25 protein-coding genes and 1 rRNA gene are annotated in these 23,857 nt (G+C 51.0%); 11 read left to right on the plus strand and 15 right to left on the minus strand.

Annotated elements, in window-relative coordinates; all coding sequences use genetic code 11:
- Window positions 1–221: 221 nt before the first annotated feature.
- Window positions 222–336, plus strand: a 5S ribosomal RNA gene (rrf, locus tag BLW68_RS19535).
- A 123-nt stretch (window positions 337–459) separates the two neighbouring features.
- Here rrf and BLW68_RS19540 read toward each other — a convergent pair.
- The 6 genes from BLW68_RS19540 to BLW68_RS19565 form a co-directional block, all read right to left on the minus strand.
- Complete coding sequence (locus BLW68_RS19540) at window positions 460–1,266, minus strand: hypothetical protein (RefSeq protein ID WP_092796854.1); 807 nt, start codon at window positions 1,264–1,266, stop codon at window positions 460–462.
- 89 nt (window positions 1,267–1,355) lie between these two features.
- The gene (locus BLW68_RS19545) at window positions 1,356–3,443 is read right to left on the minus strand and encodes a tRNA(Met) cytidine acetyltransferase TmcA (RefSeq protein WP_092796856.1); all 2,088 of its coding nucleotides are present in this window, start codon (window positions 3,441–3,443) and stop codon (window positions 1,356–1,358) included.
- Entirely contained in the window at window positions 3,444–5,615 is a 2,172-nt protein-coding gene (gene uvrD / locus BLW68_RS19550; protein ID WP_092796858.1) for a DNA helicase II, read from the minus strand.
- Between the two features lie 113 nt (window positions 5,616–5,728).
- A complete protein-coding gene (locus BLW68_RS19555) occupies window positions 5,729–6,952 on the minus strand; it encodes a multidrug effflux MFS transporter (RefSeq protein ID WP_092796860.1) in 1,224 nt (407 codons plus the stop codon).
- Window positions 6,953–7,156: 204 nt separating this feature from the next.
- Window positions 7,157–7,855, minus strand: a complete 699-nt coding sequence (locus tag BLW68_RS19560) for an HAD-IA family hydrolase (protein ID WP_092796912.1) — start codon at window positions 7,853–7,855, stop codon at window positions 7,157–7,159.
- A gap of 5 nt (window positions 7,856–7,860) precedes the next feature.
- Entirely contained in the window at window positions 7,861–8,775 is a 915-nt protein-coding gene (locus BLW68_RS19565) for a LysR family transcriptional regulator (RefSeq protein WP_092796914.1), read from the minus strand.
- A 159-nt stretch (window positions 8,776–8,934) separates the two neighbouring features.
- On the opposite strand from BLW68_RS19565, the gene BLW68_RS19570 reads away from it, so the two are divergent.
- Window positions 8,935–9,381 carry a DoxX family protein gene (locus tag BLW68_RS19570; RefSeq protein ID WP_092796862.1) on the plus strand — a complete coding sequence of 149 codons (447 nt, stop codon included), beginning with the start codon at window positions 8,935–8,937 and terminating at the stop codon, window positions 9,379–9,381.
- 264 nt (window positions 9,382–9,645) lie between these two features.
- On the opposite strand, the gene xerC is transcribed toward BLW68_RS19570, so the two are convergent.
- Genes xerC through lptM form a run of 5 tightly spaced genes read right to left on the minus strand, consistent with a single transcriptional unit; the run spans window position 9,646 to window position 13,498 of the window.
- On the minus strand, window positions 9,646–10,584 hold the full coding sequence (gene xerC / locus BLW68_RS19575; protein WP_092796864.1) for a tyrosine recombinase XerC: 939 nt from the start codon (window positions 10,582–10,584) through the stop codon (window positions 9,646–9,648).
- The gene (locus BLW68_RS19580) at window positions 10,571–11,227 is read right to left on the minus strand and encodes a DUF484 family protein (protein WP_068237724.1); all 657 of its coding nucleotides are present in this window, start codon (window positions 11,225–11,227) and stop codon (window positions 10,571–10,573) included. Before BLW68_RS19580 ends, xerC begins: the two co-directional genes overlap by 14 nt.
- The gene (gene dapF, locus BLW68_RS19585) at window positions 11,224–12,054 is read right to left on the minus strand and encodes a diaminopimelate epimerase (RefSeq protein WP_068237721.1); all 831 of its coding nucleotides are present in this window, start codon (window positions 12,052–12,054) and stop codon (window positions 11,224–11,226) included. The genes BLW68_RS19580 and dapF overlap by 4 nt, the downstream gene beginning before the upstream one ends.
- Window positions 12,055–12,066: 12 nt before the next feature.
- A complete protein-coding gene (lysA, locus tag BLW68_RS19590) occupies window positions 12,067–13,323 on the minus strand; it encodes a diaminopimelate decarboxylase (RefSeq protein ID WP_092796916.1) in 1,257 nt (418 codons plus the stop codon).
- A complete protein-coding gene (gene lptM / locus BLW68_RS19595; RefSeq protein ID WP_068237718.1) occupies window positions 13,310–13,498 on the minus strand; it encodes an LPS translocon maturation chaperone LptM in 189 nt (62 codons plus the stop codon). Before lptM ends, lysA begins: the two co-directional genes overlap by 14 nt.
- Window positions 13,499–13,569: 71 nt before the next feature.
- On the opposite strand from lptM, the gene cyaY reads away from it, so the two are divergent.
- From cyaY to BLW68_RS19635, 8 genes are all read left to right on the plus strand, one after another.
- The gene (gene cyaY, locus BLW68_RS19600) at window positions 13,570–13,887 is read left to right on the plus strand and encodes an iron donor protein CyaY (RefSeq protein WP_092796918.1); all 318 of its coding nucleotides are present in this window, start codon (window positions 13,570–13,572) and stop codon (window positions 13,885–13,887) included.
- Between the two features lie 24 nt (window positions 13,888–13,911).
- Entirely contained in the window at window positions 13,912–14,592 is a 681-nt protein-coding gene (locus BLW68_RS19605; protein ID WP_068237716.1) for an alpha/beta hydrolase, read from the plus strand.
- A gap of 1 nt (window position 14,593) precedes the next feature.
- Window positions 14,594–15,523, plus strand: coding sequence for a hydroxymethylbilane synthase (gene hemC / locus BLW68_RS19610; RefSeq protein ID WP_092796866.1), 930 nt, complete (start codon window positions 14,594–14,596; stop codon window positions 15,521–15,523).
- Complete coding sequence (locus tag BLW68_RS19615; protein ID WP_092796868.1) at window positions 15,520–16,287, plus strand: uroporphyrinogen-III synthase; 768 nt, start codon at window positions 15,520–15,522, stop codon at window positions 16,285–16,287. Before hemC ends, BLW68_RS19615 begins: the two co-directional genes overlap by 4 nt.
- On the plus strand, window positions 16,284–17,420 hold the full coding sequence (locus tag BLW68_RS19620; protein ID WP_092796870.1) for a uroporphyrinogen-III C-methyltransferase: 1,137 nt from the start codon (window positions 16,284–16,286) through the stop codon (window positions 17,418–17,420). The genes BLW68_RS19615 and BLW68_RS19620 overlap by 4 nt, the downstream gene beginning before the upstream one ends.
- On the plus strand, window positions 17,417–18,496 hold the full coding sequence (locus BLW68_RS19625; RefSeq protein WP_092796872.1) for a heme biosynthesis HemY N-terminal domain-containing protein: 1,080 nt from the start codon (window positions 17,417–17,419) through the stop codon (window positions 18,494–18,496). Before BLW68_RS19620 ends, BLW68_RS19625 begins: the two co-directional genes overlap by 4 nt.
- A gap of 6 nt (window positions 18,497–18,502) precedes the next feature.
- Entirely contained in the window at window positions 18,503–19,021 is a 519-nt protein-coding gene (locus BLW68_RS19630; protein ID WP_092796874.1) for a DNA-deoxyinosine glycosylase, read from the plus strand.
- A 76-nt stretch (window positions 19,022–19,097) separates the two neighbouring features.
- Entirely contained in the window at window positions 19,098–19,838 is a 741-nt protein-coding gene (locus tag BLW68_RS19635; protein WP_092796876.1) for a hypothetical protein, read from the plus strand.
- On the opposite strand, the gene BLW68_RS19640 is transcribed toward BLW68_RS19635, so the two are convergent.
- From BLW68_RS19640 to ubiD, 4 genes are all read right to left on the minus strand, one after another.
- Window positions 19,835–20,242: an acyl-CoA thioesterase gene (locus BLW68_RS19640; protein ID WP_092796878.1), complete on the minus strand. Its 408-nt coding sequence runs from the start codon at window positions 20,240–20,242 to the stop codon at window positions 19,835–19,837. The genes BLW68_RS19635 and BLW68_RS19640 overlap by 4 nt on opposite strands.
- Before the next feature lie 62 nt (window positions 20,243–20,304).
- A complete protein-coding gene (fre, locus tag BLW68_RS19645; RefSeq protein ID WP_092796880.1) occupies window positions 20,305–21,012 on the minus strand; it encodes an NAD(P)H-flavin reductase in 708 nt (235 codons plus the stop codon).
- Between the two features lie 26 nt (window positions 21,013–21,038).
- A complete protein-coding gene (locus BLW68_RS19650) occupies window positions 21,039–21,317 on the minus strand; it encodes a 2Fe-2S iron-sulfur cluster-binding protein (protein WP_092796882.1) in 279 nt (92 codons plus the stop codon).
- Complete coding sequence (ubiD, locus tag BLW68_RS19655) at window positions 21,314–22,804, minus strand: 4-hydroxy-3-polyprenylbenzoate decarboxylase (RefSeq protein ID WP_092796884.1); 1,491 nt, start codon at window positions 22,802–22,804, stop codon at window positions 21,314–21,316. Before ubiD ends, BLW68_RS19650 begins: the two co-directional genes overlap by 4 nt.
- A gap of 229 nt (window positions 22,805–23,033) precedes the next feature.
- Between ubiD and BLW68_RS19660 the strand changes: the two genes are divergently transcribed.
- Window positions 23,034–23,804, plus strand: coding sequence for an EAL domain-containing protein (locus tag BLW68_RS19660; protein WP_092796886.1), 771 nt, complete (start codon window positions 23,034–23,036; stop codon window positions 23,802–23,804).
- Window positions 23,805–23,857: the final 53 nt, after the last annotated feature.

The raw sequence follows: 23,857 nt of genomic DNA on the forward strand, positions 1-23,857 counted from the left end.
TGATAGGTGAGGTGTGGAAGCGTGGTGACACGTTAAGCTAACTCATACTAATTGCCCGAGAGGCTTAACCATACAACGCCCAAGATGTTTTAGAGATACAGTGTGTTAACTACGAAAGCTTGCTAAATAATGGCAACGGTTTTTATCAATTCCTATCCTGGAATTGACCCGCAAGCGGGCTGCACTAAAGTGCATTAAAAACTGTTCCCGACAGTTTTTTGCCTGGTGGCAATAGCGCTGTGGAACCACCTGATCCCATTCCGAACTCAGAAGTGAAACGCAGCTGCGACGATGGTAGTGTAGCATTCGCTATGCGAGAGTAGTTCACCGCCAGGCTCCCAATTAAGCAAAGCCCGACTCGCAAGAGTTGGGCTTTTTGCTTTGCGCTTATTGCAATTCAAGTCACAACAAATGACCGAAAAGATACAAAAAAGCCCGCTCAGCGGGCTTGTTATGGCATCAATTGCGATGCAGATTACCGTGCACATCATAACGCCAATCGGCATTTTGCAGTGCTTTTAGGTGATCAGACGCTTGTTCTGCCTCTAATGCATTAATAAAGTGGCCATTTTTGTCCAAAAAAATCAGCCACTGCTTAGCTGTTTTATCAATATCAGCATCGCTGACAAAAATATGCATGCCCAGATAGTGGCCAGTGTTACCACGCCATCCGTGCTGAACTTTAAAAACATAGCGACCTTGATAGCCTGGGTGTAGGTAGTTAGCTTGCTGCACTGCTCTTAACTGCTGCCTGTCTGCCACATTGGCCCAGGCGATGGCGTGGCTACTTTCTATCAAGGCGAGTGTCTGCTGTTGCGCCTGCTTGACTTGCGATGCGCTAACCGAGCTTTTATCACTAAGAGGCTTACTCAGCGGTGTGGCTATTTCAAGTGAAAATAAGGCTAAGTCATAGCTATCCTGCAGCGTTTGAAATGCTACAGCGTCAGCGCAATCTTTCAGCGTTAATATATTTTGCTTAAGATCTGCAGTCAGCTTTGGATCTGCATTAAGTAAATATTGGATATCTGTACTATGCACTTTTTGTTGCAGCAGTTGTTGAAGCTTTGAGCGCTGATTATCTGGGGTCGATGCTGAATCTGCCAGGTCTATATCTGCTTGCTTGCACTGCTGATAAAACCGGTGAATTTCTTCTGAATAAAGCGCACTGCTGATCGCTGATTGTAGCGTTGTGCGCTCTGAACCTGAAAAGCTTGCCGTAGTAACCGGCATGGATAAAACGCTCAGCAGCGGAATAATAGAGATCATATAGAATAAGTACCCATTACAGAATGGTTGCACCTTAGCCTGATTGACCGAAAAAAGGAAGCAATGGCAGCGTTGATTACCCGTCGTGGTTATATTGCCGCAGATATCAGTTTTGCGATATGTTGGCGAAAAAGTGCTAATGCGGAATTTTTGTTGTTAAAACCATATTGTGTAAGTAGAGCAGGCCAACTGCTATGTTGCCAGTAAAGGCTGCAAAGTGGTGCTGCTAACTCTGGCGGCAAGGCGTGGTAGTGCTTGCAAAACCAGCGTTGCAGAATAGGCTCAATCAACTCGTAAGGCCGTTGATTGCGACAAAAAAGCGCTAATTGCTTTAATTCAGCTTCTGTTAGTGCCGGAATATCTGGCAAGGGTGTCGCCAATTGTAGTGCAAGTCTGGTATTCAGTAACGGGTACTGACCTGATAATGTCAGAAACAGGTTATGGCCAAACTGCCGGTTAAGTTGTTGTACGACCTCGCCATCTGCGGTAACGGGTTTTAGCATCAGTATGGAGTATTCTGCGCTGGCTTTATCTGAGCTGACTCCCAGGCGTATGGCCTGATAACCATTGCGCTGCCAAAACTGTAACAGCTCTGTGCTAACGCCAAAGCTGGTACCAAGATAGCGGATGTTTTGCTGTTCGGCCTGTTGGCTGATAAACCCAAGCAGTTTTGTTCCCAGGCCTTGTTTTTGTAGGGCTGGCTGTACGGCAATCCGCATTATTCGCCATAAGCTTAAGCTGGCAAGTTCAGGTTGAGCAAGGTGAAATGCCAGGCTTTGTGCCAACAAATGGCCTTGTACACGGCGTTCACCCAGATATATCTGATGCGCCAGCTCTGGCGGAATATCGCCTTCGCTACTAATTAACACACAGGCCAGCACCTGGCTATTTTGCTCCAGCGTAACGACCTGCAGGCGGGGGTTATCCAGCAAGGCGGCTAGATCTTTAATCTGAGTCTGGTAATGCGCCAGGCTTAACAGGCTAAATACCTGTTGTAGTTTGTTGGTATTATTCAGCCAATCTTTCGCCTGATAAGTCAGTGCGCTGATTTTATCTTTCGCGGAATATGTCAGTTCATTGCTGCTTTGGCGCAGCAAAAAGCAATTAAAGATTAATTGCTCCAGTGGATCGGCCTGTTGATAGCGGATGGGTTGCTGTATTTGCAGTTTGCGCCAGCCTGGGCATTGCTGATTAAGATACTGCTGAAAACGCAGCTGAAAGCCCCTGCCTGTGCCTTCGTAACCGTGCTCAGTGGTGGCAAATACAATGCGGCTAAAACGTTGCAGTAGTTGTTGCAACACCGGCGTGGGTATAGCGGCCGCTTCATCGACTAATAACAGGTCGGCGGTTTTAGTGCTGCGTAGCAGTTCATCAAACGGAATAAACTGCAGGTTACTCTGCTGTGCGGCCGGAACGTGCTGCGAAAAATGCGTTAAGGCAGTAGCCGCAGCTTGTGGTGAAGGCGCGGTAAGTATAATTTGCTTACCTGCTGCAGCCAGCTGTGCAGCGGTTATCCCCAGAGCGGCAGATTTACCACGGCCACGGTCGGCTGTCAGCACCAGTGGACGGCGGCGATGGCCACTAACCACATACAAGATAGCCTTAACAGCCACTTGTTGCTCTGCGGTAATGCAAGGTGCTGTGGCCTGATTGGGCTGTGCCATGGCTGGCCAGCTTAGCAGCTCTGTGGCATGTTGCTCATTAATAAAAAGCGCATTTTGCTGTTGTAACTGAGTAAGCCAGAAGGATAAAAAACCGCCCTGATGCGTGGCGGCATCCAGCGGGTAAGGTAACAGGCTTTTATGTGCCGGGTTCGCTTGCTGTTGCCACTTTGCAAAAGGCGGGCAGAGCAACAACCAGATGCCACCGGCTTTAACGCAGCCGGCTGATGCTGCCACCAGATCGGCATTAAAGCCGCTGAACGCATTGACCACTAACACATCGCATTCACTGCCCAGCAGCTGATAATTTTGTTTGCCGGTTAAGTTAACGGCATCGGCAGGCGCCTCAGTGCCAAGCCAATACAACTTGTCGTAGCTAATAGTGCTGAGCAACACCGCTGCGTGTGATAGCAGGTTATCTTGTGATCCCTGCCAAATAACCGGCAAACGGATATGTAACTGCGCGGCTTGTTGCTGCCACTGTTGTAGCTGAGCCAGCAGCGCAGTTACAGGCATTTAGCCAACCGCCTGCAATCGGGCATAAGCCGTGACCAGCCACTTGCTGCCTAAATCGTCGAAATTCACCTGAATCCGCGATTGGCTGCCGGTGCCTTCATAGTTCAGCACGGTACCTTCGCCGAATTTATCGTGCAGTACGCGCTGGCCCAGCTTAAAGCCGGTGTTTTCAAAGGCGACATGCGAGGCGGCACTGCCAAAGCGGTTAAATTGGGTGGGCCTGCTAACCTGAGTGGTCAGGCGGATTTCTTCTACGTATTCCGCCGGAATTTCACGGATAAAGCGTGACGGTTTATGGTATTGCTCCTGGCCATACAAACGACGGCTTTCGGCATGGGTTAAATACAACTTTTTCATTGCCCGTGTCATACCGACATAACACAACCGGCGCTCTTCTTCTAACCGGGTCGGGTCGTCGCCGCTTTGCTGGCTGGGGAACATGCCTTCTTCCAGGCCGCAGATAAACACCAGCGGAAACTCCAGGCCTTTGGCGCTGTGCAATGTCATCAACTGCACCGCATCCGAGTGCTCTTCGGCCTGGTACTCACCGGCTTCCAGCGCGGCTTGTGATAAAAACGCCGCCAGCGGTGTCATATCCTCGGCGCGGCGCTCATCAAAGTTCTGACAAGCGGTGATCAGTTCGTTTAAGTTTTCAATCCGTGTTTCGGCCTTCTCGCCCTTTTCTGCCTGATACATGGCATATAAACCAGACTGCTTAATCGCATGTTCGGCTTGCTCGTGCAGCGGTAACTCTTTCACCTGAGTATCCAACTGTTCAATTAACTGCATAAAGTTATCGATGGCAGAGGCGGCGCGACCGGTAAGCAGTTTTTGCGCCAGCATTTGCTGCAGGCTTTGCCACAGTGTTTGCTGCTGGGCGCGGGAGTGTTCACGTACTTTATTTAACGTAGTATCGCCAATGCCACGCACCGGGGTATTAATAACGCGCTCCAGTGCGGCGTCATCCTGGCGGTTATGCAACAGGCGCAGATAGGCCAGCGCATCTTTAATTTCCTGGCGCTCATAAAAGCGCAGGCCGCCGTAAATACGGTAGTGTAAACCTTCCTGAATTAATGCTTCTTCCAGTACCCGCGATTGGGCGTTATTGCGATATAAAATCGCGGCTTCGCTTAAGCGATCGCCCTGTTTGTGCCAATCACGGATGCGGCCAACAATAAAACGCGCTTCGTCCAGCTCGTTAAAGGCGGTGTACTGTGATATCACTTCGCCCTGAGCGCCGTCGGTCCACAAATCCTTACCCAGGCGATCGGTGTTATTGGCAATCACCGCATTAGCGGCTTTTAAAATGGTTTCGGTAGAGCGGTAGTTTTGCTCCAGCCGCACGGTTTCTACATCGGGGAAGTCTTTTAAGAAGGTTTGGATATTCTCTACCCGGGCACCACGCCAGCCATAAATAGACTGGTCATCGTCACCCACAATCATCACTTTGGCACTGCTGCCAGCTAACAGCCGCAGCCACTGGTATTGAATGGCGTTGGTATCCTGAAACTCGTCTACCAGGATATGGCGAAAACGTTGCTGATAATGGCCGCGTACTTCACTGTTCTGTTTTAACAGCTCAAAGCTGCGCAGCAGTATTTCGGCAAAGTCGACTAAACCGGCGCGGTCGCACATATCCTGATAAGCAGTATAAATTTTTACCATCTGCTGCAGGCTGAAATCGCCGGCGGCGTCGATCATGCCGGGGCGCAGGCCGTCATCTTTACGGGCATTAATAAACCACTGAATTTGCTTGGGCGGCCAGTGCTTTTCATCCAGGTTCAGCGCTTTTAATACCCGCTTTACCAGCCGGTACTGATCGTCGCTGTCGATGATCTGAAAGCCCTGTGGTAAACCGGCTTCCTGGTAATGCGCCCGTAGCATACGGTGCGACAAACCATGAAAGGTACCCATCCACAGGTTGTTTAAACTGACGCCTATGGTGCTTTCAATCCGGCTGCGCATTTCCTGCGAGGCTTTATTGGTAAAAGTTACCGCCAGCAAGCTGTAAGGCGCTACCCGTTCTACCTGCATTAACCAGGCTAAGCGATGCACCAGCACGCGGGTTTTGCCACTACCGGCTCCGGCCAGTACCAGCATATGTTGCGGTGATGCTGCCACCGCATCGCGTTGTTTATCGTTCAGCCCGTCCAGCAGGTAAGATACATCCATCAGAAAGTCTCGCTAAGCACAGTGGCGGCCATTATAGCAGCCTGGCTGTGCACGCCAAGCGCAGTTAGTGGATATATAACCAGTTAGTCAAATGATGGCTCTGCATGCTGTTGTTACTGTTGATGTTTTGCTTTATAGGTATTGGTAAAGGTTAGAATTGCCATACTGATACAGCCAAAAATAAAGAAACCTGCCGTCACCGGAATAAGGCTGCCGTTATACATCTGGCCTATGATTGTGCCTATACACAGCGACATAATGGATGACACAGAACCAATAATAGCGGCAGCTATGCCTGCCACATGGCCCATAGGCTCCATCGCCATTGCGTTGATATTGCCAAACACCAGACCAAAACAAAAGAACAGCACTGCAGCGTAGAGTAAAAACATCCACAGCTGTATTTCAATAGCTAAATGCAGCACTAAAAACAGTGCTGAGCTGACAACAATGCCCCAGACAGCGCCGGTGGATAATTGCTGCATGCCCCATTTTTGCACCAAGCGCGAGTTAACCAAAGAGGCTGCGCCAAACACAATCGCCAGCAAGCCAAAGTACAGGGTGAACAGCTCGCCTGTTTTAAATAAGTCCTGAAAAATTTGTTGTGACGAATTCAGGTAGCCAATAAAGCTGCCAAAAAACAATCCCATACAAATCATGTAGCAGACAGTGGGTACATTACGGATAACTTCTTTAAAGCCTTCGGCAAAGCCTTTTTTGCTCATCGGGATACGATGCGGTTTGGGCAAGGTTTCTTCTAAGCGCCCAAAAATCCACACCACGATTAACAGCGCATAGCCGACATAAAGCAGAAAAATATCACGCCATGTGCCTACCCATAGCACGGCCTGCCCCAGGCTGGGCGCTAATGCCGGCACCATAACGAAAATCATCATCACCAGCGACATAATACGCGCCATATCATTGCCGGAGTATTTATCCCGCACTATAGAAATAGCCGAAACATAAGGGCCGGAAACCCCTAAACCCTGGATAAAACGACCCAATAGCAAGCTGTTGATATCATTAGCGAAATAACAAATTACTGTGCCCACTAAAAACAGTGCTATGCCACCGTTCAGCACTTTCTTGCGGCCGGTAGCGTCTGACAAAGGGCCGCAAATCAGCTGGCCTATTGCCATCCCGAAAAACAACGCACTGACCACCAACTGCGCCTGATTCGGATGGCTCATCGCAATGTCAGCACGAATAGCATCCAGTGCCGGCAATAAGGCATCAATAGAGATGGCAACAACAGACATCATAAGCGCCACCAGTAAGGTAAATTCACCGGTGGAAATACGCGACTGTGGCGCATGGGTAGAGTAATCAGACATTCACTGTATTCCTTGTTTAAACCTGCCAGGGATAAGGCGAGGGGAGCCTGGTGTTTTGGCAAGGCCAATAGCGTTGAGTAATATAAACAAAATTAACGATAGTCGATTGGCGTTGCGGTAAATCGACAGGCGCCCCAGATGTTGTGCTCTGGCTGGTACGCCGGCATGCTATTCGGTGCCTGCCCTGCCGTTAGGATTGTTAGATCACAACAACGCGGATAATTGCGATACGTCTGTCAGGCGAATATGCGGCAAAACAGTTATAGCGCCTTGATAGTGATCCAGCCATGCAGCCTGACAACCGGCGTTTAGCGCGCCCATCACATCGGCACGGTGGCTGTCGCCAATATGCAGTATTTGCGCAGGCTTCACCTGTAAGCGTGCGGCGGCAGTCATAAATAAATCGGCATAGGGTTTCATCCGACCATCAGGGCCAGCCTGTAAACTGAATGCAAATAACTCGCCGATACCCATTTTATTAATACAGGCATTACCATTGGTAATGGCGATTAAACGATATTGCTTTGCCAGCGCAGAAAGTAGCTGCGTTACTTCGGGTGACAGGGTGATCCTGGTACGGGCATCAAGAAAAGCAGCATAACCATGTTCAGCAACGCGCCGCGCCTCAGGGCGGGCCAAACCCAATTCAAGCAGGCCGGCTTCAATGCCAAGCAGGCGCCAGCGACCAATATCATGACGGATCTCAGGTTCAATACTGGCCAGCTTTAAGCGCTGTTGCCACCAAAACGCACTGTCTGTGGCTTTACTGGCCGGAGCCTGTTGTGCCAAAGCGCTCAGCATAGCCTGTTCGGCTGCGTCGATAACCGGTTTGTTGTCGTACAAAGTATCGTCTAAATCAAACGACAATACGCTAACCGGGCTCAGTGCTTTAAATAATTGCATATTCGCTACCATGTTGCTGGCTGAAATACCTGCTGCCAGTTTACTGCCGCCAGGTACTGACTAAACCAGCTTAACGCCTGGCCCTGGCTGTGTTTTTGCCATGCCATGTACACCGGCACTTTGTCTCTGGGTATACTGCTGGCTTTGGCAATCAGTTCACCCCGTGCCAGCTCTTCGCTGATCAGATGGCGTGGCACAAAGCCTATACCCAGGCCTTGTTTTTGCGCGTCTATTTTCGCCTGCATATTACTGACAATAACGCGCTGGCGGGTATCGAACAAGCCGGACGAGCGCTTGGGTGCGTCCAGCGCGGAGTCGGCCACCACAATAGCGGCAAACTGCTGCACATCTTCAATATCGACAATGCGATCCAGCGCCGCCAACTGATGATGTGGCGCTACGGCAAACACAAATTCTGCTTCGCCCAGTGGCAGCAAATTAAACTGGCCTTTAGGTAAATCGCCGGATACACCAACGGCGATATCGGCCCGGCCGGTTTGTAGCGCTTCCCAGCCGCCGGCCATCACTTCTTCTTTTACCAATACCTGGGTAATTTTGCCCAGTTGCAGAAACTGACCAATTACATCCAGCAGTGGAGCATTCGGAATAATGCTGTCTTTGGCAATCATCAGCTGGGTCTCCCAGCCGGTATCCAACTGCTTTACCGCATTTTGCAGCTGATTAGCAGCATGCAACAAGGTGCGGCCTTGCTCCAGCAGTAACTGCCCGGCAGGGGTTAACTGGGCCCGCTGTTTGCTGCGGTCAAATAAGGCCACGCCTAAATCAGACTCCAGCTTGGCAATGGTGTAGCTCAGGGCTGAAGGCACCTTATACAGCGCTTCAGCGGCGGCGGCAAAACTGCCTTTGCGCTCTATCGCATCCAGTGCTCTTAAAGCGTCTAAACTCAGTACGTTATGCATAGCAGGCTCATTTAAAGCTAAATTCAAATATTTTGAATAGTGTAGTCAAAACATTGCGCTTTTGCCGCAAAAATTATTTGGCTATAGTGACTACATCGACGCAAAGAGTGCTGTCGAGAGGCAGTAAACTTAACTTTAAACAATTTGACAGGTGACATTATGGCTACTTCAATCGTAAACAAAATTTTAAGCTCAAACGCTGGCTTCGCTGCTTTAGCATTACGGGTTCCGGTTGGTATTATCTTTGCCGCGCACGGTGCGCAAAAACTGTTTGGCTGGTTTGGCGGCTACGGCCTGGAAGGTACTGGCGGCTGGATGGACAGCATAGGCTTATCGCCAGGCATTGTAATGGCGTTTTTAGCCGGGGCCGCAGAGTTTTTCGGTGGTATCGCCCTGGTGTTGGGCCTGTTAACCCGGCCAGCCGCCCTGGCACTAAGCATTGCTATGCTGGTGGCGATTGTTGCCGTGCATCTGCCAAACGGTATGTTTATGAGTAACAATGGCTACGAATTTGGTTTAGCCCTGTTAGCGGCCAGCGTATCATTGCTGTTTAGCGGCGCCGGTAAAGCCTCAATAGATAACTTACTGGCCAAACGCTTTAACTAAGGCGGAGTAACAAAGAAAACGCCCGGTTCTGCCGAGCGTTTTGTTGTTCACGTCATTAGTCCGGACGCGTAAGCCGAACCGGTTTGCCCACACCAACACGCCGTAAATACATCCCTGTAGGCTCGATTATAAACTTCATCCGTGAAGTTTATCCGGTGGACCAGCTTCGCTGTTCAAATTCGCTCCTGGCGAATTTGTCAGCATCCTGGCCTGCAACGGTTGGTTTAGAGCAAATCGATTCTGCTTCTGGTTGTATCAGTCAGATCAGCTGGATTTCTTCTTTGCCCTGGGGTGGGCGTTATCGTACACTTTAGCCAGGTGGGCGAAATCCAGATGGGTGTATACCTGAGTGGTGCTAAGGTTGGCGTGGCCGAGCAGTTCCTGCACGGCGCGTAAATCCTGGCTGGATTCCAGCATATGGCTGGCGAACGAGTGGCGCAGCATATGTGGGTGTACATGCTGGTTTAAACCCTGTTGTTTCGCCCATAACTGCACCCGTTCGCGCACATGGCGGGTGCTGATGCGTTTATGCTGTTTGCTGATAAACAACGCATTGGCATCTTCTTGCGGCAGCTTTGCCGTAAACGCCGGGCGTTGTTTTAACCAGTCTTGTAAAGCGGCCAGCGCAATTTTACCCACCGGTACTATCCGCTGTTTACTGCCTTTACCTGTAACGCGCAGCAGTTGCTGTTGCCAGTCAATATCGCTGATATCGGCATTTACCAGCTCTTCCAGCCGTAAACCGGACGAGTAGAACAATTCCAGCATGGCTTTATCACGACAGGCGAGAATATCCTCATTGCTGTCAAAACTCAGCAGATGGTTTAGCTGGTCCACATTAAGGTTTTTCGGCAGGCTGCGTGCGGCCTTGGGTACTGATAAATACTGCGCTGGGTTGTCTGTGCGCTTAGCCTGCGCCTGCAAATAGCGGTAAAAACTACGTAAGGCTGCCACTTTTAACGCTATGGTACGTGGTTTAGCGCCGCTGCGGCGCAGGCCGATAATATGCTGTTTTAACTGATCTTCTGTGATATTAAGCCAGTGCATATCTGCATCAGTAATACTCAGCGCCAGTTGCTGTAACTGGCGTTGATAACTGTCCAGCGTTTTGCTGCTGTAGGCGCGCTCAAATTGCAAATACTGTAAAAACGCCTGCAGCGGCTGTTGCCACTGCGGCGATAACGGGGTGTCAGGCTGCGTCATAACCCGGTAACAACTGGGCTAAAATGCTGGCCAGATGGCTGATAAATAGCTTATCCATTGATGGCTGAAAGTGATCGTCCTGCTCGCTGCCAAAGGCCAGTAAGGCCAGCGGTTGCTGCTGGCTACTGATCAGGATCAGCGCCACCGAGTGAATATGCGAGGGAAACAAACCCTGTTGTTCTTCTTTATTTAACCGGCCTAAATAAATACCGTGCTGGTTGAGCCGGCGTGACAGCAACAACTGAAACGGGTTACGGCTTTGCTCGTCACTAAAGCGCAGTAACCGGCATTCCTGTACATAAGGCATGGCGGCAGTAAATTGTTGCAGGCTGGTTTCGGCATCCTGCAGGTTGGTGGCCTGATGCAATTGTGCCTGTAGTTGGTTAAAGGCCAGAAATATTTGTTCATTTTGCCTTGCTACCGACATTAACCGGGTAATGTCGTCTTCCAGCGCCTGAATTTTCTCGCGCTGTAGCTCAAGCTGGCGCTCTACCAGCGACACACTGCCGCGCTGCTGATGTGGCAGGCGTAAACTGGCCAGCAGCTGTGGGTATTGCTGAAAAAATTCCGGGTGATCCTGCAGGTAGTCGTACACCACATGGGCGGCCAGCAGGTCTTTGTCCTTGGTAAGGCTATCTGTCATAGCTGTATTTGTCCGTCATAAACATGTTCTGCCGGGCCGGTCATTTTTACCGGTTGGCCCGGGCCGTTCCAGCGAATTTGCAGGCTGCCGCCGGGTAAATCTACCCGTACCTGCTGCTGTAATTTTTTTTGTAACTGGCCTACCACTACGGCGGCGCAAGCGCCTGTACCGCAGGCCAGCGTTTCGCCAGCACCGCGCTCCCATACCCGCAGTTTAATATGGCCTGGGGCGACTATTTGCATAAAACCAATATTGGCGCGCTCAGGGAAGCGTTCGTGGTGTTCAAACAATGGGCCCTGCTGGTGCACCAACGCCGTGCCGACATCGTCTACTTCTACCACGGCATGCGGGTTGCCCATTGAAACTACGCCACAAAGAATAGTGTGTTCTTCTGCGCGCAGTATATAGGTTATTTCCTGTTTTTGTGCTTTAAACGGCACCCGTGCCGGGTCCAGCTGGGGCACACCCATATTTACCGTAACCTGGCCATCGGCCTCAACATACAGCATTATTTTGCCGGATTTGGTGCTAACGCCAATTTTATGCTTATTGGTTAAACCCCTGGCGCGGACAAACTTAGCAAAGCAGCGCGCGCCATTACCGCATTGTTCTACTTCCGAGCCGTCGGCATTAAAAATACGGTAATGAAAATCCAGCTCAGGATCATAGGGTGGTTCTACCATTAGCAGCTGATCAAAGCCAATGCCGGTATTGCGGTTCGCCAGCGCTTTAATCTGCTCTTTGGTCAGAAACACATTCTGGCTTACGGCATCGACCATCATAAAGTCGTTACCCAGGCCGTGCATTTTGGTGAAATGTAGCAACATCAGCGCCCTTAATTAATCGGTAATGACTTGTTCGCCACGCCATAAATCCTGCCACTGTTCACGGGCACGGATTAAATGCACTTTTTCGCCGTCAACCAGTACCTCGGCGGCACGTGGGCGGCTGTTGTAATTAGAACTCATGGTAAAACCGTAGGCACCGGCTGAGCGCACGGCGAGTAAATCGCCCTGAACTATGGCCAGTTCACGGTCTTTACCAAGAAAATCACCGGTTTCGCACACCGGGCCGACAATATCGTACAGCGCAGGCTGCGCCGCGCTGTTAATTTCCAGCGGTACTATCGCCTGCCAGGCACTGTATAGCGCCGGGCGGATTAAGTCGTTCATGGCGGCATCAACAATGGCGAAGTTTTTCTCCTGCCCCGGCTTTAAAAATTCTACTTTGGTTAGCAGCACACCGGCATTGGCCATAATGGCGCGGCCGGGTTCCATTATCAGTTCCAGTTGCGGGTAGCTTTTTAGCCGTTCTACCACTTTACCCAGGTAATCGGCCGGCGAGGGTGGGGTTTCTTTGTCGTAAGTTACGCCAAGGCCGCCGCCGATATCAATATGCTTTAACGCTATGCCATCAGCGGCCAAATCATCAATTAACGTCAGCAGTTTTTCCAGTGCATCTAAAAACGGTTGGGTTTCAGTTAACTGCGAGCCAATATGGCAATCTACACCTACTACTTCAAGGTGGCTGTAACCGGCGGCCTTGCGGTAAATATCACGGGCCAGCAGTATATCAATACCAAATTTGTTGGCTTTTAAACCGGTAGAAATATAAGGGTGGGTTTTGGCGTCGATATCCGGGTTAACCCGGATAGAAATGGCCGCTTTTTTATCAATGCGGCTGGCCACCAGTTGCAGGCGGTCCAGTTCGGCAATAGATTCCACATTAAAGCACTTAATACCCAGCTCCAGCGCAAAACGCATTTCGTCTTCCGTTTTAGCCACACCGGAGAACACCACTTTTTTCGCATCGCCACCGGCGGCAATTACCCGGCGCAACTCTCCGCCGGATACAATGTCAAAGCCGCTGCCAAGTTTGGCCAACAGGTTTAAAATAGCCAGGTTACTATTGGCTTTAACGGCATAGCACACCAGGCTGTGCGGATGCTTTGATGCTGCACTGGCAAAAGCCTGATAATGCTGGGCAATGGTGGCGCGTGAGTAAACATAGCAGGGCGTGCCAAATTCGGCGGCAATGCTGCTTAAAGGTTGGAGCTCCGCAAACAGGCGGTTTTGCTGATAATTAAAATGGTCCACGTTGTTCATCCGTTGGTTGGGTTGGATTAGCGTTGTTTTGCTGCGGTTCTGCCACTTCAGGTGCCGGTTGTGGTAAGGTAAGCGGACCTTTTTGACCACAAGCACTCAGCATGCTGCACAGCATAATGGCGGCAGCAACAGTTAACAGCGGACCTTTGGTTGTAAAAGCGTGCATGATGTTATTTTTTTATGGTGGTTGCGCTCTATAATCGCATCCTTGGCGATAAAAGCAAACAGGTGAAGCAGATGAATGACCTAGAATATGATGAATTGGCCGACAATACGCTGTTGGCAGTAGAGCAGGCGGTAGAAGATGCCGATGCTGATCTGGATTATGAATCGCATGGTGGCTTGCTTAGTATCAGCTTTGCCGACCGCAGCAAAATTATTATCAATAAGCAGCCGCCGCTGCACCAGCTGTGGGTGGCGACAAAATTTAACGGCCATCACTTTGAATGGCATGGCGATAAGTGGATTGATAACCGTACCGGTGCCGAGTTCTGGCAACTGCTGAATGATGCCGCTGCTAAGCAGGCGGGTAAGCCTCTTAATTTGGCGCCCTAAGCGCTGACGTTTTGGAATGGTGTAATGGCGTTACTTCCTTTTGTTGATGTTAAAGCGCAGGGCGACACCCGCTCTGCTGTAGTGTGGCTGCATGGCCTGGGCGATTCCGGCCACGGTTTTTCGCCTATAGTACCCGAGCTGAGATTACCGGCAGATGCCGGCGTGCGGTTTTTATTTCCGCATGCGCCAGAGCGCCCGGTTACCGTTAATGGCGGCATGCGTATGCGCGCCTGGTACGATATAAAAACCATGGATTTAGCCAACCGCGCCGACGAAGACGGCGTACGCGAATCTGCCGCTGCAGTGCAGCAATTACTGGATAAACTGATTAGCGATGGCATCAGCAGCGAGCGCATTATTCTGGCCGGTTTTAGCCAGGGCGGCGTTATAGCGCTGCATTTATTACCGCGCTTGCCGTATAAGCTGGCTGGCGTAATGGCGTTGTCTACCTATATGTGCGCGCCAGACAAGTTAAAAGAAGAGGCCAGCAGCATAAATAAAGCCACGCCGGTGTTAATCGCGCACGGCAGCCAGGACCCGGTAGTGCCCATGGCAGCAGGGCAGCAGGCATTCCATACGCTGAAAAATACCGGTTTTAACGTTAGCTGGCACGAATACCGGATGCCGCATAGCGTATGTGCGCAGGAAGTGGCCGATATCAGCAGTTTTATTCAGCGGCGTTTACTGAACCCAATAGCAGGTTAATATGAACAACATTCGTATCGCAACGCGCAAAAGTGCGCTGGCGCTGTGGCAGGCCGAGTATGTTAAAGCTGAGCTGCTACGCCATCATCCGCAGCTGACAGTAGAGCTGGTGCCGATGTCGACGCAGGGTGACAAAATTCTTGATACCCCGCTGGCCAAAATTGGCGGCAAAGGCTTGTTTGTTAAAGAGCTGGAACAGGCCATGCTGGAAGGGCGCGCCGATATTGCCGTGCACAGTATGAAAGATGTGCCGGTGGATTTCCCGCCCGGCCTGATGCTGCATACCATCTGCCCGCGGGAAAACCCGCAGGATGCTTTTGTTTCTAATCAGTTTAAAAGCTTAGATCAGCTGCCACAGGGCGCGGTGGTGGGCACATCCAGTTTGCGCCGGCAGTGCCAGATAAAGGCGTTACGGCCCGATTTAACCGTGCGCGATTTGCGCGGTAATGTTAATACCCGCCTGGCGAAGCTGGATAACGGCGAGTTTGCCGCTATTATTCTGGCCGCAGCAGGTTTGATCCGGCTGGGCTTTGAGCAGCGGATAGCCAGCTTAATGCCGGTAGAAACCAGCCTGCCTGCCAACGGCCAGGGCGCAGTCGGTATTGAATGCCGCAGCGATGATATTGCCGTGCAGCAACTGCTGTCGCCGCTGGAACACGCGCCAACCCGCAGTTGCGTGCTGGCCGAGCGTGCCATGAACCGTAAACTGCAGGGCGGTTGCCAGGTGCCTATTGGTGCTTTTGCCGTAATAGAAGGCGATAGTCTGTGGTTGCGAGGCCTGGTAGGGGCCGTGGATGGCAGCGAAATTATCCGTCATCAGTTGCGTGGCCCGGTAGCGCAAGGCGAACAGCTGGGTGCCGAACTGGCAGAATACCTGCTGTCGCAAGGCGCAGACCGCATTTTACAGGCGGTATATCAGGCTGCGCCATGACAGAGCGCACAGCAGCAGAGGCCATACCGTTTTTAATTACCCGGCCGGCCGGTAAGGCAGATAACCTGCTGGCCTCGCTGGACGAAAGCGGCATTGCCTATTTGTATCAGCCGCTAATCACCACCGCGCAGATGGCGCTGAAACCGCAGGACCAACAGTTTTTGCAACACGCCGATATGCTGATCTTTGTCAGTGTTAGTGCGGTAAGTTGTCTGCAAAATCAAACAGATGCTGCTTTACTTAAAGCACCGTTATTTGCCGTAGGCCACACTACTGCATCGGCTTTACAGCGCTGGCTGGCGCGGGAAGTAACAGTACCTGAAGATCAGCGTAGTGAAGGTTTGCTGCAATTACCGCAGCTGCAGCAGGTGGCAGGTAAACAAATAGTGGTAGTGCGCGGCAATGCCGGGCGCGAACTGATTAAACAGGGCCTGGTAGCCCGCGGTGCAACAGTACGTTATGTGCAAAGCTATAAGCGTGTGCCGCTGCCGCTGGACGGCGCTTCACTGTGCCAACAGTGGCAGCTGGCGGGCATTCGTTGTATTGTGGCTACCAGCAATGAGATTTTACAGCAGTTATTCAGTGTGATCAGCGCCGGGCATCACCACTGGTTGCAACAGTGTGACTGGGTACTGGTTAGTCCACGCATGCAAGACAGTGCTTTAGCGCTTGGTATCGCTGCTGAGCGTATTACGCTTGCCGATAATGCCAATGACAGTGCGTTACTGGCTGCAATAAGCCAGCTTAAGAGGGAATATCAATGAGTGACACCTTAGAGCGTGCAACAGAAGAGCGCGCAACAGAAATGGACGCGCCATTGCAGCAGTTAAAGCAACAAATAGAAACCGAACCTACAGTGCGCAGCGCGGGTAGCTTTACGGGGGGGTTAAGTTTATTGCTGGTACTGGCGCTGGGGGGCGGTTTAGCCGCAGGCGGTTACTACTTGGCATGGCCACAATGGCAAAATTTGCAGCAGCAAACGTATACCTTGCAACAAAATCAGCAGCGCTTAACCGATCAAAGCCAGCAACAGCAAGACAGCAGCAAACAATTGCAACAGCAGTTACAAACAGAACAACAACAGCGTTTGGCGCAGCTTGAGCAAAACCTGACACAACAACAGCAACAACTGGCCGCACAAAGCCAGGCACAAATTCAGGCGCTGCGCCAGTTAGTGCAAGAGCGCGACAGTGCACCACCACGACACTGGTTGTTGGCAGAGGTAGAATACCTGCTGCAGCTGGCAGCTCAGAAGGTTTGGTTAGAGCAGGATTTCGCCACCGCCCGTGCATTATTGGCCAGTGCCGATGAAAAGCTGGCTAATCTGGACGATCCATCATTGTTACCTGTGCGCCAGGCGATAGCGGCAGACAACGAGCAGTTAAGCCATATTACCCAGCCTGATCTAACTAAAGTACATATTCAGCTGCAACAAATGCGTAAGGCAACTATGGCGTTGCCGTTAAAGCAGCAGGATAAAGCCGCCCAACCTGAACTTAAACCAGACACCGACATCCAGAACTGGCGCCAGACGCTGAGCTACTACTGGCAGCAAAGCTGGAGCAAATTAATTCAGGTACGCTCAGCCGTGCCGGAGGATTACTTTAGTTTAACCGTCGAACAACAGCTGATACTGCGTGTAAGTTTAAATCAGCAACTGTTGCTGGCTGAACTGGCGGCAATGCAAAAACAGCCGCAGGTATATGCTGCAGCATTGCAGCAAGCCAGTGATCAGCTGCAGCGTTATTTTAGCAGCGAAGATGAAGCGGTTATGCAGTTAAGCCAGCAACTGGCGACGCTGGCGGCGGTTGACGTTGCTGTGCCGCAGGCATCGCCGTTAACCAGCCTGGCACAACTGCAGCAATATCAGCAGCAACTGACGGAGAGCGGCTTATGATCCGCTGGCTATTGCTCATTCTGGTGCTTGCAGCAGCAATGTTGCTTGGGCCTTCACTGGTAAACAACCCAGGCTATATCAAAGTAATTCTGGCCGGGCGGGTATTTGAAATGACCGCGCTGGGTTTAATTGTCGCGTTGTTGTTGGCTGGTGTAGTAGTGTGGTTAGTGACTATGCTGCTGCGTAAATTGTTACGCTTGCAGCATCTGTCGTTTAACTTTTTCCGCTGGCGCCGCCAGCGCAAAGCCCAGCAGGCATTTGAGCTGGGGCTGCAGGCCTATGCTAAACAGCAATGGCAACTGGCCAGCCAGCATTTAACCAAAGCCTGCGCCGATGACTTTATGCACAGCGAAAAGCGCCTGATGGCGGCTTATGCTGCGTTTTATGCCGGTAATGTCGCTTTGGCCAACAGCCATATTGAAACCATGACCGAAGACAGTAGCAGTACGGCTTTTATCCAGGCTGATTTACTGTTACAGCAAGGCCAGGCCGCGCAGGCGTGTGTGTTGCTGGCTGAAAAAGTGACGGCAGACACCGAAGACAAAGGCCTGGGTCAGTTGTATTTATATGCACTGCAGCAAGCCGGACAATGGCAGCAATTATTGCAGATGATACCGGCGGCGATTAATCAGCAATGGTTTGATAAAGATAAATGGCAGCAGCAGCGCTTTAATATTTATCCGGCGGCAATAAGCCAGCTAAGCCAGCAACAGCGTTTTGATGAAAGCGCAGAGTACTGGCAAAATTTACCGGCCAAAGAGCGTAAATCTACTGCCGCGAACATTGGCCGCGCCTGGGCACTGGCGCAAAGTGGCCAGAATGATGCGGCCGAAAAGCTGCTGCTAAGCCATTTACAACTGGCGGAGCTGCCGCAGTTGTTGCCTTACATCCGGCAAATACCGCTGGGTAAGTCGGTGCTGAAATTACGTAAACAAACCCAAAGCTGGTTACGTGACCATGGCAGCAATGGCTATTTATATGCGCTGCTTGCCTATTTAGCACAGCAGGAAGGTGAACTGGAGCAAGCCGAGCTGGCGCTGCAAAAAGCCCGGCAATACGAGCCCAGGCTTGGTTGATAGTCCATGGCTGACGAGGCTATCACCGGGCTGGCCGCGCTTAGCCCGCCACAAGCCAGGGTATTGCTGCTAGGCAGCATGCCCGGAGCCGCCTCGCTGGCGCAGCAACAATACTATGCCCATCCGCGCAACCTGTTCTGGCCGATCATGGCAGAGCTGGCTGGGTTTTCTGCGAACTTACCTTACCCTGAAAAAGTGCGTGCACTTAATGCCAGCGGCATTGCTTTATGGGATGTTATTGCCAGTTGCCAGCGCGCAGGCAGCCTCGACAGCGCTATTCGTGATGAGCAGGTAAACGATTTTGCCGGTTTTTTTGCCAGCCAGCCCAATTTAGCTGCTATTGGTTTTAATGGCGGCAAAGCCTGGCAAAGTTTTAAACGCCATGTTTTACCATTACAGATTGTACCCGCCGGTATTAAGCTGATTACGCTTCCCTCTACCAGCCCGGCCCATGCGGCGCTGGATTTTAATGCAAAACTACAACAATGGCAGCAGCTTAGGCCTTTTTTGCTTAACATAAATTAACGCTTAGACCGTGGAATTAATTAGTACCGCCCTGGTCTGATGTTAACTTAACCACCGCTGCACGGACTGCTAATTTTTGTCAGGTGTTATTTCTGCTGTAAAACATTGGGCTGCCGATTATGCCGGCGCTGCGCTGTTGGCTTTACTGCTGCATGCGTTGTTGCTGGCCTGTTTGTTACGGCTTGAATTTACTCAGGTGCCACCGCCAAAACCTGCTGCGCCGGTAGTGTCGTACTTATACCAGCCACCACCAGTACAAGCTGTTGCAGCGCAAGCCGAAAGTAACGCCCCTGAGCCGGAGTCTGCAGCGTTGCCCTCTGCGCTATCTGTAACACCAGCGCTATCCGCAGCACCAGAGCCGGAAGTTGCTGCGCTAGCTAGCACAGATAACGCAGCTACTCAGGCTGATGCTGTGAGCGAAAAACAGCCTGCAGCGGCTGTAGCATCCTCTGCGGCATCTTTTTCGGCACCTTTTTCAGCACAGCCAGAGCAAAGCAGTGCTGCCGGGTTGGCTCAGCGCGCCTTAAGCAGTGCAGCAACACCGTCTGCCCGTGCGATAGAAGATGCCGCAACGGCCAGTTATCAGCAGTTCTTGCAGGCACAGCAGCCAAAAATAACAGTAGAAAAACGGCATCAAGAGTTGAGCGCCGATCCGGCGCAGCATATGGTTCGCATCAAGGAGGGGGTTTGTGTTATTGGCGACCCTGCTCTGGACGGTTTCGAGCAGTTGATGTTGGCCAAAAGGGTGCCATGTGGCGATAAAGATGCATCCAGCGCTATACTAAAACAGGCGCTGGAAAAGCACCGCAAATACTAAGCGCTGATATGGTGTTCTAAGCGGGCTTTCAGCTCACCCTCAATCGCCACTGCTTTACCGGTTTTCTGATCCAGGCACACAAAAGTAACCTGCGCATCAGCAGCAATAGCATCTTTACCGGCAATACGTACTTCTTGTGTGACTACAGCACTTTTGCCGCCTACTTTGCTAAAGCGGGTAAATACTTCCAGCTGATCGCCCATCGTGGCCGCCACGCGGTAGTTAATATTTATATTTACAATAACCCAAGCCAGCCCGTGTTTGGCAAACCAGTCGATATCGCCACTGTCTTCCAGATAACCCCAGCGGGCTTCTTCTAAAAACTCCAGATAACGGGCATTGTTTACATGCTGGTAAATATCTAAATGGTAACCACGTACTTTAATCAGGGTTTTATGTGTCATTGCTTAGCTCTGTTGTAATTGCCAATACCGGATTGTTGCATAGCTACACTGGACAAACCAGTCTAGATATAGGCAAAGGCATCGGCAAACATACGCTCACGCTGGGCGCCTTGTTCAATAAAGGCGCTGCGTACTACGCCTGCCATAGCAAAAGGTCCGGCTACATAGATATCGTAAGCCTCCAGTGAGACAAAATCATTTAATACGGCTTCGTGTACCATGCCGCTGCGGCCCTGCCAGTTGTCGTCCGGGTTTTGTACTACCGGAATAAAGCGGTATTTGCTGTTTTGGGTAGCCCAGGCCTGCATGATCTCGGCATGATATAAGGCGCTGTGTTCGCGTACGCCCCAGTAGATAAACACCGGCCGGTCTATATTTGCGGCTGCTATTGTTTGCGCAATGCTGTAGATATAAGAAAACCCGGTACCACCGGCCAGTAAAATAAGTGGCCGCTCGCTGTCGGCACGAAACTGGGCATTGCCTAAACCAATTTCAGCCTGCACCGGCTGTTGCAACTGATGTTGTTGCATCAGATGTGCCAGTGCCTGGCTGGCGTAAGGATCGGCAACTGCACCACCAATATGCAGTTCCAGCTGGCGCTGGCCAGGTATACTGGCGATGGAAAACGGCCTTTTATCGCTATCGCTTAAACACAGCTGCAAATACTGGCCACTGGCAAAACTGACCGGTTGTGCCGGCGTTAACAACACCCGGTTTACAGTTGGGGTGAGGGCTTCAATTAAATCTACATTACAGGAAATTGTTGTCATAGTGCTCTTCGCAATGGCGTTACGGCTTAGCCACGGATAAAAGGGTGGTGTAAAACCAGATCAGTTTTTGGGTAGGCTAAACAACAGTAGGTAAACTGCTGTTGTTTGTCCAGTTCGGTTAGCGGTTGCGGTTCGTTATAGCGTACCTCACCACTTTTTAGCTTACAGACACAGCTGGTACACACGCCCTGGCGACAACGATGTGGAAAATCTATCCCATTACGCAACGCTGCCGCCAGGATGGTTTCATCTTGTTGCACAGCAAAGCTCAGCTGTGCCGGGGTGATAGTAACCAGATAACTCACAGCGGGGTGTCCTTTAGTGGCAGTGTAATACCCAGCGTTGGCCAGATATCGTCTATACGTTGTTTTACTGCCGGGTCCATTACTATCGGTTCACCCCATTCGCGCGTGGTTTCGCCCGGCCATTTATTGGTGGCATCCATACCCATTTTTGAGCCTAAGCCTGATACCGGCGAGGCGAAATCCAGGTAGTCAATCGGTGTGTTTTCTACCAGTGTGGTATCGCGGGCCGGGTCCATCCTGGTAGTAATAGCCCAAATTACATCCTGCCAGTCGCGGGCGTTAATGTCGTCATCGCAGACAATAACAAACTTGGTGTACATAAACTGGCGCAGGAACGACCAAACCCCCATCATCACGCGTTTAGCGTGGCCGGGATATTGTTTTTTCATCGTCACTATAGCCAGCCGGTACGAGCAGCCTTCGGGCGGCAGATAAAAGTCGGTAATTTCCGGAAACTGCTTTTGCAGTATCGGTACAAATACTTCGTTTAATGCTACGCCCAGAATGGCAGGTTCATCTGGCGGCCGGCCGGTATAGGTGCTGTGGTAAATAGGATCTTTGCGCTGGGTAATATGGGTAACGGTAAATACCGGAAAGTTATCTACTTCATTGTAGTAACCGGTGTGGTCGCCGTATGGGCCTTCGGGGGCCATTTCGCCCGGCTCTATGTAGCCTTCGAGCACAAACTCTGCGCTGGCCGGTACCTGCAAATCGTTGCTGATACATTTAACTACTTCAGTATTATCGCCACGCAGCAGGCCGGCAAAGCCGTATTCTGACAACGTATCCGGCACCGGTGTTACCGCGCCTAAAATGGTGGCGGGATCCGCACCCAGCGCCACTGCTACCGGAAAACGCTGGCCAGGGTTGGCTTTTTGAAACTCGTAAAAGTCCAGCGCGCCGCCACGGTGCGACAGCCAGCGCATAATCAGTTTGTTTTTACCCAGTAATTGCTGGCGGTAAATACCGAGGTTTTGCCGCTCTTTATGCGGCCCTTTGGTAACGGTTAAACCCCAGGTAATTAAAGGCGCAGCATCGCCGGGCCAGCAGGTCATAATAGGTAGTTGAGTTAAATCAACGTCGTCGCCGCTAAGTACAACGTCCTGGCAGGGTGCTTTTTTCACCTGTTTGGGCGACATATTCAGCACCTGTTTAAAAATAGGCAGCTTGCTAAAGGCGTCTTTTAAACCTTTTGGCGGCTCGGGCTCTTTTAAAAAAGCCAGTAACTTGCCTACTTCCCGCAGTGCAGAAACGTCTTCCTGGCCCATCCCCAATGCCACCCGCTGCGGGGTGCCAAACAGGTTAGCCAGCACCGGAATGCGGCTGCCTTTGGGGTTTTCAAATAAAATGGCTGGGCCGCCGGCGCGCAGGGTGCGATCGGCAATTTCGGTCATTTCCAATACCGGATCTACTTGCGCTGTCACCCGCACCAGTTCGCCACGTTGCTCCAGCTGTGTAATAAAATCACGTAAATCTTTATACTTCATAGCGGCCTTTTAACAGCAAAAGGGCATAGTTACGCCACAAATGCCACTTAGATCAGAATGATGACATTATACAGCTCTGTGCTGCTCATGCCAGTTTTAGCCTGCTATGCGGCTATGATGCTTAAACCGGGTATTGGCAAAAGCGCAGATCGGGACAATATCACTGGCAAGATAGCGTTAACAGCGCTAAAGTCAGGCAATCAGATGGGCTAAAGTTAATCAACAGTTTATGCAGTTTCCCGACAGTATTAAGCAGCAAACCTGCAGTGATTGTTTAAGTGGCGAGGCGCTGGGTTTTCAGATCCGTATGGCGTTTCAGCCGATTATCGACTGGCAAACCAAAGCCGTATTTGGCTATGAAGCACTGGTGCGTGGGCCGCAGGGCGAGGGCGCTGGCTGGGTGTTTCAGCATATTAATGACAACAATAAATACTATTTTGATCAGGCTTGCCGGGTAAAAGCCATAGAAACGGCGGCCCGCTTAGGCTGTAACACCTTTTTGCATATCAATTTTTTGCCTAACGCGGTATATAACCCCGACACCTGTATTAAAGCCACCATTGAGGCTGCTGATTTATACGGTTTTGACCTGCGTAGATTGATTTTTGAAGTAACCGAAGGTGAGCAAATCCCGGATAAAGCACATTTAAACCGTATTTTTCGCAGTTATGCCAAACGGGGGTTTCAAACTGCTATTGATGATTACGGCTCAGGTTTTGCCACGCTTGACTGGCTGGTTGAACTGAAACCGCATATTCTGAAGCTGGATATGCAGCTGATCCGCAATATAGAGCAAAACCCGGCCAAGCAATTTATTGTTGAGCAAACCATAGCGCAATGTGCATTGCAGGGCACCCAGGTGTTGGCTGAGGGCATTGAAAGTAAAGCCGAACTGGATTATCTGACATCGGTGGGTATTCGTTATCTGCAGGGTTATTATTTTGCCAAACCCCAGCTGGAAGCACTGCTTGAAAGCGATGAGATTGACAACCTGCTGTAAAAAAGGCGCCTGAATTTTATCAAAAAAGGCGCCTTGGTTGTGCCAGAATCGGT

The sequence above is a fragment of the Rheinheimera pacifica genome, assembly GCF_900108485.1.
GTDB classification, from domain to species: domain Bacteria; phylum Pseudomonadota; class Gammaproteobacteria; order Enterobacterales; family Alteromonadaceae; genus Alishewanella; species Alishewanella pacifica.

Excerpts from the sequence above, each read along its gene's own strand:
- ubiD (WP_092796884.1), bottom strand. The coding sequence starts at position 22,804 with ATGAAGTATAAAGATTTACGTGATTTTATTACACAGCTGGAGCAACGT.
- xerC (WP_092796864.1), bottom strand. The coding sequence starts at position 10,584 with ATGACGCAGCCTGACACCCCGTTATCGCCGCAGTGGCAACAGCCGCTG.
- cyaY (WP_092796918.1), top strand. The coding sequence starts at position 13,570 with ATGAATGACCTAGAATATGATGAATTGGCCGACAATACGCTGTTGGCA.
- BLW68_RS19620 (WP_092796870.1), top strand. The coding sequence starts at position 16,284 with ATGAGTGACACCTTAGAGCGTGCAACAGAAGAGCGCGCAACAGAAATG.
- BLW68_RS19605 (WP_068237716.1), top strand. The coding sequence starts at position 13,912 with ATGGCGTTACTTCCTTTTGTTGATGTTAAAGCGCAGGGCGACACCCGC.
- BLW68_RS19630 (WP_092796874.1), top strand. The coding sequence starts at position 18,503 with ATGGCTGACGAGGCTATCACCGGGCTGGCCGCGCTTAGCCCGCCACAA.
- lptM (WP_068237718.1), bottom strand. The coding sequence starts at position 13,498 with ATGCACGCTTTTACAACCAAAGGTCCGCTGTTAACTGTTGCTGCCGCC.
- BLW68_RS19625 (WP_092796872.1), top strand. The coding sequence starts at position 17,417 with ATGATCCGCTGGCTATTGCTCATTCTGGTGCTTGCAGCAGCAATGTTG.
- dapF (WP_068237721.1), bottom strand. The coding sequence starts at position 12,054 with ATGTTGCTACATTTCACCAAAATGCACGGCCTGGGTAACGACTTTATG.
- hemC (WP_092796866.1), top strand. The coding sequence starts at position 14,594 with ATGAACAACATTCGTATCGCAACGCGCAAAAGTGCGCTGGCGCTGTGG.
- BLW68_RS19565 (WP_092796914.1), bottom strand. The coding sequence starts at position 8,775 with ATGCATAACGTACTGAGTTTAGACGCTTTAAGAGCACTGGATGCGATA.
- BLW68_RS19555 (WP_092796860.1), bottom strand. The coding sequence starts at position 6,952 with ATGTCTGATTACTCTACCCATGCGCCACAGTCGCGTATTTCCACCGGT.
- BLW68_RS19545 (WP_092796856.1), bottom strand. The coding sequence starts at position 3,443 with ATGCCTGTAACTGCGCTGCTGGCTCAGCTACAACAGTGGCAGCAACAA.
- BLW68_RS19570 (WP_092796862.1), top strand. The coding sequence starts at position 8,935 with ATGGCTACTTCAATCGTAAACAAAATTTTAAGCTCAAACGCTGGCTTC.
- BLW68_RS19540 (WP_092796854.1), bottom strand. The coding sequence starts at position 1,266 with ATGATCTCTATTATTCCGCTGCTGAGCGTTTTATCCATGCCGGTTACT.
- BLW68_RS19640 (WP_092796878.1), bottom strand. The coding sequence starts at position 20,242 with ATGACACATAAAACCCTGATTAAAGTACGTGGTTACCATTTAGATATT.
- uvrD (WP_092796858.1), bottom strand. The coding sequence starts at position 5,615 with ATGGATGTATCTTACCTGCTGGACGGGCTGAACGATAAACAACGCGAT.
- BLW68_RS19660 (WP_092796886.1), top strand. The coding sequence starts at position 23,034 with ATGCAGTTTCCCGACAGTATTAAGCAGCAAACCTGCAGTGATTGTTTA.
- BLW68_RS19580 (WP_068237724.1), bottom strand. The coding sequence starts at position 11,227 with ATGACAGATAGCCTTACCAAGGACAAAGACCTGCTGGCCGCCCATGTG.
- BLW68_RS19560 (WP_092796912.1), bottom strand. The coding sequence starts at position 7,855 with ATGCAATTATTTAAAGCACTGAGCCCGGTTAGCGTATTGTCGTTTGAT.
- BLW68_RS19615 (WP_092796868.1), top strand. The coding sequence starts at position 15,520 with ATGACAGAGCGCACAGCAGCAGAGGCCATACCGTTTTTAATTACCCGG.
- fre (WP_092796880.1), bottom strand. The coding sequence starts at position 21,012 with ATGACAACAATTTCCTGTAATGTAGATTTAATTGAAGCCCTCACCCCA.